Here is a 10882-nt window from a genome sequence, read left to right on the forward strand (position 1 = left end):
GTGCGGGAAGGGCTCTCGACTCGGCATCGGACGGAGCTGCTCCCGTCCGAGCTCAGTGGGCGTCCTCCCGCTCCAACGCGAGGAATCCGGTCATCACAGAGCGGAATTCCTCCGGACGCTCCAGGTGCGCCAGGTGACCGGTCTCGTCCAGGACCGTGAGCTGGGCCTCGGGGATGCCCTGGTGGATCATCCGTGCCCAGTGCGGCCCGCAGATGAAGTCGTCACTCCCGACCAGTACCAACGTGGGGGCCGCGACAGCGGACAACTCATCGCGGACATCGAAGGGCTGACCGTCGCCCCGGGTGGGCGCAGCGTACATCCGCAGCGACCGGCGGGCGGGCCCGAACTCCTCCTCGCGGCCCCAGTAGTCGCAGACGTAAGCTGGCATGATCGTGCGCAGCACGGCAGTCGCGCCTTCGTCGGTGAGCTGGTCGAGCCGCGTCGTGAGAGCGGCGACGTAACGGGCCACCTCGGGGCGTTCGTCGACGTGTCGCTGCACGAATCGCTCCAGGTTCGCGACTGCGGCCGACCAGAACTCCTCGCCCGTCACCGGCGAGGTGTCGTACAGGACCAGAGCCTCGACACGCTCCGGCTGATCGAGCGCGTACCGCTGGGCGACGAACCCTCCGTGCGAGTGGCCGAGCAGCACGACGTCCGGTAGCGCGAGGTGCTCGATCACAGCGCGCAGGAAATGCGCGTACGTGGTCACGGTGTATGCGCGAGGATCGGCCAGGAAGCCGGATGCGCCGGTGCCGACCGGCTCGATGTAGACCATTGTCAGACTGCGTTCGAGCTGCGGCATGCGCAGATACTCCCAGCCGATGCCGGGTCCGCCCGGGTGGGCGATGCACACCGGGCCTGTGCCGGCGACGTGGTAGCGCTGTTCGATGCGCGACAACCCGTGCCGGACAGTGATCGTGTGAGTGCCGGGGGAGAGCGGCGACACAGGGTCTTCGGTGAGGCGGGGGAGAGTCATGGGCTCACGTGAGGCGTTCACAGGGGGCATGATGTTCCTCATCTCAGTCGTCGCACGCTACGAGCCATAGCGTCGAGTCACCCGTGAGACCGCGTAACTGCGTGAGGTGTGACAAGGGCAATTCAGCCATCGAGACGCGGCTGCACACGGTCCTGCGATTGGCGCGACGGTGTCACAACGGTGGGAACGGTGACCACGGAGACGTCTCCCGTGAGCCGGCGGTGCGCAATGTCATCGTGGTCAGGACGAGTCGCGCACGATCAGTTCGGTGGGCAGCGTGATGTGCTGCCGGGGTGCGCCCGGATCGGCGATCTCGTCGAGGAGAAGGCGGGCGATGGTGGCGCCGATCTCCTCCACCGGCTGGCTCACGCTCGTCAGCGAGGGATAGGCGTAGCGGGCGATGTACGAGTCGTCGAATCCGACGACCGCGACGTCCTCCGGCACGCGCCGTCCCTGCCGGCGCAGCTCCAGCATGGCTCCGGCCGCCATGACGTCCGAGGCCGCGAACACGGCGTCGAGGTCCGGCGCGCGTTCGAGAAGCGAACGCATCGCGAGCATTCCGCCCTCCTCCGTGAAGTCGGCCGTGGCGATCAGGCGCTCGTCGGGCTCGATGCCCGCTTCTTCGAGAGCGTCCTTCCAGCCCTGCAGCCGGCTTCGGGAGACATCCATGTCGAGCGGCCCGGAGATGGTGGCGATCGCGGTCCGGCCGCGGGAGATGAGATGCCGCCCGGCCTCCCTCCCGCCGCCCAGGTTGTCGGAGCACGCATGGCTGAGCGACTCCGCGGGCGAGCGGCGGCCCGCCAGCACCGTCGGCAGGCCCAGGTGCTCCAGGATGCCCGGCAGCGGGTCGTCCTCGTGCACGGAGACCAGGAGAACGCCGTCCACCCTGCGCTCCGCCACGCAGTCCGTGAGCTGGTCGCGCTCGCCGCTGTCGCGGACGAGCACCAGCTGGAGCTGGGTCCTGGTGGCGGTCAGCACGGTGCTCACGCCCCTGATCACGGCCGAGAAGTAGGGCTCGGCCCCGAGCCTGCTCTCGGATTCCGGGATCACCAGCGCGACCGAGTTGGTACGCCGCGTCACCAGACCGCGGGCAACGGAGTTCGGCACGTACTTCAGCTCCGCTATGGCGGCGAGCACGGCATCCCTCGCCTCGTCGCTGACGAGCGGCGAGCCGTTGATGACCCTTGAAACCGTCGTGCGCCCCACTCCCGCCCGCGCGGCCACGGTTTTGATGGTCGGCCGCTGCTGTGCCCCCATGTCCCTCTCCTCGTCCGACCGGCGGTTGCGCGCCGTTCGCCAGCGCATTGTGCCAGATACCTGCACCGGACGGACCGGTGCGCCGATGGCCCTCAGGCCATCGTCCGGAAACGAATTGGATTCAAGTTCTTGACACAAGCCTCGTTCAACGGTCAATCTTCCGGCACCTGGTGGGAACGTTCCCACCTTCGGTTGGGAACGTTCCCATTCTCTGCTCGGGTCAGTCGGCAGGACGGCTGGTCCGTACTCCGGTGCGTCGGCGCCGCCTGGGAGGACACACACACATGAAGAGCACCCGGAAGCTGTTGCGTACGAGAGGCACCGCCGTCATATCGGCAGTGGCAGCTCTCGGTCTTCTCTCCGCATGCGGCGGCGGCGACACCGGTGGGACCGGTGGGGGCGTCAAGGACGGCAAGACCACGATCACCATGGGCCTGTTCGGCGTCATGGGCTTCAAGGAGACCGGACTCCTTGATGAGTACATGAAGCTGAACCCGGACGTACGGATCGAAGCCGATGTCGCGGGCGACGAGCAGACCTACTACACGGCCCTGCAGACGCACCTCGCGGCCGGCAGCGGCCTGAAGGACATCCAGGGCATCGAGATCGGACGGGCCAAGGAGCTCGTGGACACTCAGGCCGACAAGTTCGTCGACCTGTCGAAGGTCTCCGGCACCGACCACTTCCTGCCGTGGAAGCTGAGCCAGGTCACCGGCAAGGACGGCAAGGTGATCGGCCTCGGCACCGATATCGGCCCCATGGCCGTCTGCTACCGCAAGGACCTCTTCGAGCAGGCAGGGCTCCCCACCGACCGCGAGCAGGTCGCCAAGCTGTGGGACGGCGACTGGGCGAAGTTCGTCGCGGCGGGCAAGGAGTTCAAGGACGGCTTCAAGGGCGACAAGGTCGCCTTCATGGACAGCTCCAGCGGCCTGTTCAACGCGATGATCTACGGCAACTCCCAACAGTTCTACGACAAGGACGGGAAGCTGGTCTACAAGGACAGCCCTGTCGTCACCGAGGCCTGGGACCTGGCGTCCGAGGCCGCGACCTCGGGCCTGACCGCGAAGCTCCGGCAGTTCCAGCCCGGCTGGGACCCGGGCCTGGCCAACAGCACGTTCGCCACCACCGTGTGCCCGGCGTGGATGCTCGCCCACATCAGCGAGAAGGCCGGCCCGCAGAACAAGGGCAAGTGGGACGTCGCCAAGGCGCCCAAGGGTGCCAACTGGGGCGGTTCGTTCCTCGGTGTGATGGAGAAGAGCCCCGTCAAGGAAGAGGCGAAGAAGCTGGTCGCCTGGCTCACCGCCCCTGAGCAGCAGGCCCGCCTCTTCGAGAAGATCGGCAACTTCCCCTCCTCGCAGAAGGCGCTGGAGGCGCCCCAGGTGGCGAACGCGAAGTCCGAGTACTTCAGCGGCGCCCCCATCGGCCAGATCTTCGGCGCCGCCGCACAGGAGATACCGGACGAGCAGGTGCTGGGCCGCAAGGACGGAACGATCAAGGACATCTTCTCCCAGGGGCTGAGCCTGATCGAGTCCCAGAACCAGAGCCCCGACAAGGCCTGGAAGACCACCGACGAGCGCATCGAGAAGGCCGTCGGCTGACGTCCCCCGCAGCCCCGGCGGCCACCACCCGCGCACGACCCGTGTGCGCGACGGCCGCCGGGGCACGCCCAGCCCGCCCACGTTCCACGTAAGGACCCCTGGTGGCCACTCAGACCCCGACCGCGGCGGCCGGCGAACCGCCCACCGAAGAGCAGGAACGTCCTGTCCGGCCCGCCGACGGGAGCCAGCGGCGACGACGGACCGGCCGGCGGAGCACGCTGCTCCACCGCCTGGACCTGCACGGAGCGCCCTACGCCTTCATCGTCCCGTTCTTCGTCGTCTTCGCCGCCTTCAGCCTGTACCCGCTCATCTACACGGCCTGGATCTCGTTCCACCGCGCCGAGCTCGCCTCCATGGACCTGATGGAGTGGGTCGCGTTCGACAACTACGTCGCCCTGGTGAAGGACGAGCGCTTCTGGAACGCCCTGTCCAACACCTTCACCATCGGTGTGCTCTCCGCCGTTCCGCAGCTGCTCATGGCGCTCGGACTCGCGCACCTGCTCAACTACCGGCTGCGCGGCTCGACGTTCTTCCGGGTGGCAGCGCTGACGCCGTACGCGACGTCGGTCGGCGCCGCGGCGCTCGTCTTCACCATGCTCTTCGAGCGCGACTTCGGCATGATCAACTGGATGCTGAGCCTGGTCGGTGTCGACAACATCGACTGGGAGGGCAACAAGTGGGCGGCGCAGATCGCGATCTCCACGATCGTCATCTGGCGCTGGACCGGCTACAACGCCCTGCTCTACCTCGCCGCCATGCAGGCCATCCCGCGCGACCGCTACGAGGCCGCCGCGATCGACGGGGCCTCGCGCTGGCAGCAGTTCCTCAAGGTGACCATTCCCGGTATCCGGCCCACCATCGTCTTCACGATCGTGCTCTCCACGATCGGCTCCACGCAGCTTTTCGGCGAGCCCCTGATCTTCGGCCAGGGCCCCAACGGCATCACAGGCGGAGCCGACAACCAGTACCAGACCCTCGGACTGCTGCTCTACGAGGAGGGCTGGAAGAACTACCAGATGGGCCGGGCGGCCACGGTGGCGTGGGCGATGTTCCTGCTGCTCATCCTCGTCTTCGCCCTGCAGCGCCTGCTCAAGCGGCGCTCGTCGCGCTCGTCCTGACCAGGAGATGCCCACCATGACCACCGACACTCTCCAGGCCCGCCGGGACGTGACACCGACCACGCCCGGCAGGCGCCGCCGTCTCCGGCTGCCCGCGGCGATCGGCGCGGGCCGCCAGCACCACGCCGGCCCCGCCACCTATGTCCTGCTCACCGTCGCGGCGGTGCTCTCGCTCTTCCCGCTCTACTGGACGATGGTGGCTGCCTCGTCCGACAACACGCGTGTCACGCAGACCCCGCCGCCGTTCCTGCCCGGTCCGCACCTCTTCGAGAACCTCGGCAAGGCCTGGCAGGACGCGGCGCTGGGCAAGGCCATGATGAACAGCCTGATCGTGGCCGGCACCATCGCCCTGTCCACCGTTCTGTTCGCCACGCTCGCCGGCTTCGCCTTCGCCAAGCTGCGCTTCAAGGGCCGCAACATCCTTCTCACGCTGGTCATCGGGACGATGCTGGTGCCGCCGCAGCTCGCGGTCGTGCCGCTCTTCATGATGATGACCGACCTCGGCTGGGGCCAGAAGCTGCCCGCCGTCATCTTCCCGACCCTGGTCAGCGCGGTCGGCGTCTTCTTCATGCGCCAGTACCTGGCCGATGCTCTGCCCGACGAACTCGTCGAGGCCGGGCGTGTGGACGGCGCGCACTCGCTCCGCATCTTCTGGAGCATCGTGCTGCCGGTCGCCCGGCCCGCGATGGCCGTCCTGTTCATGATCACGTTCGTGCACGCCTGGAACGACTTCTTCTGGCCGTTCATCGTGCTGGACATGACCAACCCGACGGTCCCCGTCGCCCTCACCCAACTCAGCGCAGGCTATGTCCGCGACCAGTCGCTGATCATGGCCGGCGCCCTGCTCGGCACCCTCCCCCTGCTCGCGATGTTCATCGTCTTCGGACGCCAGATCGTCGGCGGCATCATGCAGGGAGCGGTCAAGGGATAGCAGGACACCCCCAGCACCCTGTGCCCCCTCCCCATCTCCTCGTCACCCGTTGACTGCACCTTTTCGGAAGGACCCTCGTGGTAATCGCTGCCGGACGCGTCGTGCCCCAGGCCGAGGCCCGCACCGCACTCACGTTCCCCCCGTCGTTCACCTGGGGCACCGCCACCGCCGCCTACCAGATCGAGGGCGCCGCCACCCTGGACGGGCGCACCCCCTCCATCTGGGACACCTACTCCCGCACTCCGGGCAAGGTGCGCAACGGCGACACCGGCGACGTCGCCACCGACCACTACCACCGCTGGCGCGAGGACGTCGCCATCATGGCCGACCTCGGCGTCGGTGCGTACCGCTTCTCCCTCGCCTGGCCGCGTATCCAGCCGACCGGCCGCGGCCCCAGCGTGCAGAAGGGACTCGACTTCTACCGCCGGCTCACGGACGAGCTGCTGGAGAAGAACATCCAGCCCGTCGCCACCCTTTACCACTGGGACCTGCCACAGGAGCTCGAGAACGCGGGCGGCTGGGCCGAGCGTGACAGCGCGGAGCGCTTCGCCGAGTACGCGGCACTCGCCGCCGAGGCACTGGGCGACCGGGTGCCGACCTGGATCACGCTGAACGAGCCCTGGTGCAGCGCCTTCCTCGGCTACGCCTCAGGGGTCCACGCGCCCGGGCGCACCGATCCCGTGGCCGCGCTGCGCGCCGCCCACCATCTCAACCTCGGCCACGGCAAGGCCGTTCAGGCGCTCCGCGCCCACCTGCCGGCCGATGCACAGGTCTCGGTCACACTCAACATCCACCACGTACGGCCCTTCTCCGACGAGGAGCGGGACGTCGACGCCGCGCGCCGTATCGACGCCCTCGCCAACCGCGTCTTCACCGGCCCGATGCTCGAAGGCGCCTACCCGGAGGACCTGCTGCGCGACACCGCGTCGCTGACGGACTGGTCCTTCGTCAAGGACGGCGACACCAAGGAGATCCGGCAGCGGCTCGACTTCCTGGGCGTCAACTACTACACCCCGACCCTCGTCTCGGGCGGCGCATCGGCGGCGAGCCACGGGTCCGACGGCCACGGCAACAGCGCGCACAGCCCCTGGCCCGGCGCCGACGACGTGGCGTTCCACCTGCCTCCGGGCTCCACCACGGCGATGGGCTGGGCCGTGGACCCCACGGGTCTGCACGACCTGCTGCTGCGGCTCAAGGGCGACTTCCCGCAGCTGCCCCTCGTGATCACTGAGAACGGCGCGGCATTCGACGACTACGTCAACCCCGAGGGCGAGGTGAACGACCCCGACCGGATCGCCTATCTGGAGGGCCACCTCGCCGCCGTGCACCGGGCGATCGAGGCGGGCGTCGACGTCCGCGGCTACTTCCTGTGGTCCCTGCTCGACAACTTCGAGTGGGGCTACGGGTACAGCAAGCGCTTCGGGGCGGTCTACGTCGACTACCCGACCGGCAAGCGCATCCCGAAGGCCAGCGCCCGCTGGTACGCGGACGTCGCACGCACCGGTGTGCTGCCCGTGACGGAGACGACGGCCGGTTGAGTAACGGCCGGTGGGCCGGCGAGCGGGCTTGTGCCGTGCTCGTCGGCCCACCGGCCGTTCCGCGACGTGCTTCCTACTCGCCGGGGTAGCGGACCCCGACGAGCTCGCGGACCCGGTCGAGCGTGTGCATCACGTCCAGGCTGCCCTTCAGCGGAACGAGCGCGGACTCGGTCCGCTTCTCGCGCAGGCACCGCATGACCTCCCGGGCCTGGTGGCCGTAGCCGTTGCCCATCTGCGGCTCCGCCTCGACGACCTGCGGGCCGTGCCCGTCGCGATGGAGCACGAGCCGCCGGGGGTTGTAGAAGTCCGCCGGGAACTCGATGCGGCCGGCGGTGCCGTGCACGACGGCCCCGGTCGCGCTGCCGAAGGAGAGGGAGCAGGACAGCACGGCCACGGCCCCGTTGCCGTACCCCAGCACCATGGCGGTGGTCTCGTCCACGCCCTGGTCGTTCAGATGCGCCCAGGCCGAGACGTGGTCCGGGGGACCGAGGAACAGGTGGGCGAACGAGACGGGGTAGGCGCCCAGATCGAGCAGCGCGCCACCGCCCGCGGCGGGGTCGCGCAGTCTGCTGCCGGGGACGGCCGGGACCCGCGCGGAGAAGTCCGCGTGCACGGACCTCACGTCACCTATCAGGCCGTCGCGGATCAACTCCTGGGCGCGGCGGACCAGCGGGTGCACGAAGGTCCACATGCCCTCCATCAGAAAGAGCGAGCGGCGCTCCGCGGCGGCCACCATCGACGCGGCCTCGGCGCGGTTGAGCGCGAAGGGCTTCTCGCACAGCACGGCCTTGCCGCTTTCGAGACAGGCGGTGGCGGCGGCGAGATGGTGGGCGTGCGGCGTGGCGACGTAGACGACGTCGACGTCCGGATCGTCCGCGAGCTCCTGCCAGCTGCCGTGGGCGCGGGGGATCGAGAACCGGTCGGCGAAGGCCTGCGCGGACTCCTGGGAGCGGGAGCCGACGGCGACGACGTCCGCTCCGGGGATCGTGCGGAGATCCTCGGTGAAGGCTGCGGCCATCGGGCCCGTTGCGAGGATTCCCCATCTGATGGAGCGGTCGTGCACGTGCGTTCCTCCTGTGGCGGCGCCGAGTGGGAACGTTCCCAGCAGGCTGTGCAAGGCTCATGTGCGGCGCCGCCCGTTGTCAAGGGACGGAGGCCGCCGGTATGACCCGGCGACGGCCCGGCGGGAGGGCGGCGTACGGCGAGCCGCCGATCGCACCGGGCCGTCACGGGCGGAGGGCTGGCTCAGCGGCGGACGACCTGGGGTGCGATGTCCTCGGTGAATCGGTCCGTGCCGGATCCGTACGAGGATGCGGTCCTGGCGCTGGTGTCTCCGCAGAATGTGGCCTCCAGTGTCGCACCGAGCGTGGTGTTGACCGTGCCGTTGTTGGACGTGTTGGCCAGGGAGGTCATGCTGCGGCTGCCGTCGGCGGTGGTGAAGGCGTAGGTGTAGTAGCCCTGCATGGTGCCGGTGTGTCCGTAGACCGTGGTGCCGCAGGACAGCCTCCGGGCGCGCAGACCCAGACCGTAGGACTGGCTTCCGTCCGCGTTGACCGGGACCATGGTCATCATCTGTTCCAGTTGCGCGGCGGGGACGAGCTTCCCGGAGACGAGCGCAGAGAAGAAGCGGTTGAGGTCCGCGGCATTGGAGATGACCGCGCCTGCGGACTGTGCCCACGAGACGGTCTGCTCGGTGGAGTCGACCAGGGGAAGGGTCGTGTCGTCCTGGCGGAGGTAACCCCGGGCGTAGGACCCGGAGATGGTGGTCCTCGGGTGGACGTAGGAGGTGTTCCTCAGCCGCAGGGGACCGAAGATCCGCCGCTCGTAGTGGGTGGCCATGGGCAGGCCTGTGATGTTCTCGATGAGGTGCCCCAGCACGACGAAGTTGGTGTTGGAGTAGCTGTAGGCCGCTCCCGGCGCGTTGTTCGGAGGACGGGCGGTCGACAGGTCGATGAGGTCCTGGTAACTGAACACCTTGTTACGGACAGCCTCGAAGCCCGGAACGGTGTAGTAGAACATTTCGTTGGTGTAGTCGTACAGGCCGCTGCGGTGGCTCAGCAGATGCCGCACGGTGATGCGGTCGTCGGGCAGCGCCTTGGGCAGGTAGTCGTTGGCCGGGGCGTCGAGGTCCACGCGTCCCGCGGCGGCGAGTTGCATCAGCACCACGGTGGTGAAGGTCTTGCTGACGCTGCCCACGCGGAACCTGCGGCCGGTGTCCATCCGGGTGTGGGCGGCGGTGTCCGCCTCCCCGGAAGCGATGCGGTAGGTGGTCGAGCCCTCGTCGATCCGGGTGAGCGCTCCGGGCGCACCCAGCGCCATGGCGGACTCCTGAACGGAGCGCACCGCAGCAGTGTCGGGCGCGGGGAGGCCGGTGCTGTCGGCGACGGCCGGGGAGGCCGCCAGAGTGGCGATCAGGGTGGAGCCGACGAGCGTCATGCTCACGTCTTTGATTCGCATCCGAATCTTTCTGTTGTGAAGGAGTGGAAGGCGCCCCGCGGGCCGGGCGTCACGTCCGACTGGCGTACACGCACGGCCCGCACGGCCCGCACGGGCAGTCGAACCGAAGCACGTGGTGGCTCGTGCGAATGGGGGCGGGCACAGAAGGGGGCCATGGTTCTCGGCCGGCGCAGCACCGTGGGCATAGTATTACGACAACAGTGTGTTTCATAGCGTGTGACCTCATCAGGTCATGCGTGCGGTGATCGCAGGGGACCGTACTAGGCGGTGGTGCAGCCACCCCCCTCTCCGGCCTCTACTGAGAGCGGGATATGCTGATTTCCGGTGTTGATCCGGTGCTCCGCGAGGGGAGAGCGTCGACGCTTGCCGTCATGCGTCGATGATGTGCATGTGTCCGTGGCCGGTCACAACGTTTGTCATTTCGGGTTGTTTCCACACCCGAATGGGCTGTTCTCTCATGTTGCGGAGGCTTGTGGTGACGGCCCGTGGGCGTCAGCGGCCTCCTCCGTCGGTGTCATCTCCTTACGTCGCGCGCGCCTTGCACCGCGGCGCAGACCGACGGTGCTCTACCTGTCTGGAGGACTTTGTGGACGCTGGCCACGAAGCCGCACGCGGTTTGACCGAAATTGAAGGATTCCTGTTCTGGGAAGCCCACCGCCGTACCGCTCAAAGCCGTGCGGCCGAGTTCGCCTCGCGTCTGCCTGGGCTGAGCGAGGGACAGAAGGCCGAGATCGAGTGGTGGTACGTGGAAGACCAGATCCAGCTGTCCCGGATGATGACGCGGCACATCACCGACCACGTCACAGCGGTGGAAGACCACCATGCCAAGCGCTACGCACAACTGCGCCGGAGCGCGTACGCTGCGACAACTCTCCTCACCGTGATGATGTTCGGCCTGTGCAGCGCGATGATCACCGGTGCCCTGGGCTGAATCGAGAGGCGCTCAGCCGTCCTGCCGCAGTGAGGCCACGTACGGCGCGAGCTTGTCCGGGTTCATGACCCACAGG

General features: G+C 68.3%; 9 protein-coding genes. 5 read left to right on the forward strand and 4 right to left on the reverse strand.

Going from position 1 to position 10882, the window contains the following annotated elements; translation table 11 throughout:
• Positions 1–52: 52 nt before the first annotated feature.
• Together SSP24_RS41255 and SSP24_RS41260 are read right to left on the reverse strand one after the other, a co-directional pair.
• Complete coding sequence (locus SSP24_RS41255) at positions 53–976, reverse strand: alpha/beta fold hydrolase (RefSeq protein ID WP_229866364.1); 924 nt, start codon at positions 974–976, stop codon at positions 53–55.
• Between the two features lie 240 nt (positions 977–1216).
• Positions 1217–2233: a LacI family DNA-binding transcriptional regulator gene (locus tag SSP24_RS41260; RefSeq protein ID WP_141316218.1), complete on the reverse strand. Its 1017-nt coding sequence runs from the start codon at positions 2231–2233 to the stop codon at positions 1217–1219.
• A 284-nt stretch (positions 2234–2517) separates the two neighbouring features.
• On the opposite strand from SSP24_RS41260, the gene SSP24_RS41265 reads away from it, so the two are divergent.
• The 4 genes from SSP24_RS41265 (at position 2518) to SSP24_RS41280 (ending at position 7418) form a co-directional block, all read left to right on the forward strand.
• Positions 2518–3831: an ABC transporter substrate-binding protein gene (locus SSP24_RS41265; protein ID WP_141316220.1), complete on the forward strand. Its 1314-nt coding sequence runs from the start codon at positions 2518–2520 to the stop codon at positions 3829–3831.
• Between the two features lie 101 nt (positions 3832–3932).
• Positions 3933–4949: a carbohydrate ABC transporter permease gene (locus SSP24_RS41270; protein WP_141316222.1), complete on the forward strand. Its 1017-nt coding sequence runs from the start codon at positions 3933–3935 to the stop codon at positions 4947–4949.
• A 16-nt stretch (positions 4950–4965) separates the two neighbouring features.
• On the forward strand, positions 4966–5880 hold the full coding sequence (locus SSP24_RS41275) for a carbohydrate ABC transporter permease (RefSeq protein WP_141316224.1): 915 nt from the start codon (positions 4966–4968) through the stop codon (positions 5878–5880).
• 77 nt (positions 5881–5957) lie between these two features.
• Positions 5958–7418: a GH1 family beta-glucosidase gene (locus SSP24_RS41280; RefSeq protein ID WP_174864808.1), complete on the forward strand. Its 1461-nt coding sequence runs from the start codon at positions 5958–5960 to the stop codon at positions 7416–7418.
• A 73-nt stretch (positions 7419–7491) separates the two neighbouring features.
• Here SSP24_RS41280 and SSP24_RS41285 read toward each other — a convergent pair whose 3' ends face one another.
• Positions 7492–8481 (reverse strand): Gfo/Idh/MocA family protein, encoded by a 990-nt coding sequence (locus SSP24_RS41285; protein ID WP_141316226.1) that lies wholly within the window; start codon positions 8479–8481, stop codon positions 7492–7494.
• Positions 8482–8663: 182 nt separating this feature from the next.
• Positions 8664–9875, reverse strand: coding sequence for a serine hydrolase domain-containing protein (locus tag SSP24_RS41290; RefSeq protein WP_141316228.1), 1212 nt, complete (start codon positions 9873–9875; stop codon positions 8664–8666).
• Between the two features lie 586 nt (positions 9876–10461).
• Here SSP24_RS41290 and SSP24_RS41295 point away from each other — a divergent pair.
• Positions 10462–10806, forward strand: a complete 345-nt coding sequence (locus SSP24_RS41295; protein ID WP_141316230.1) for a hypothetical protein — start codon at positions 10462–10464, stop codon at positions 10804–10806.
• Positions 10807–10882 lie beyond the last annotated feature (76 nt).

It is taken from the genome of Streptomyces spinoverrucosus, from assembly GCF_006539505.1.
Classification (GTDB): domain Bacteria; phylum Actinomycetota; class Actinomycetes; order Streptomycetales; family Streptomycetaceae; genus Streptomyces; species Streptomyces spinoverrucosus.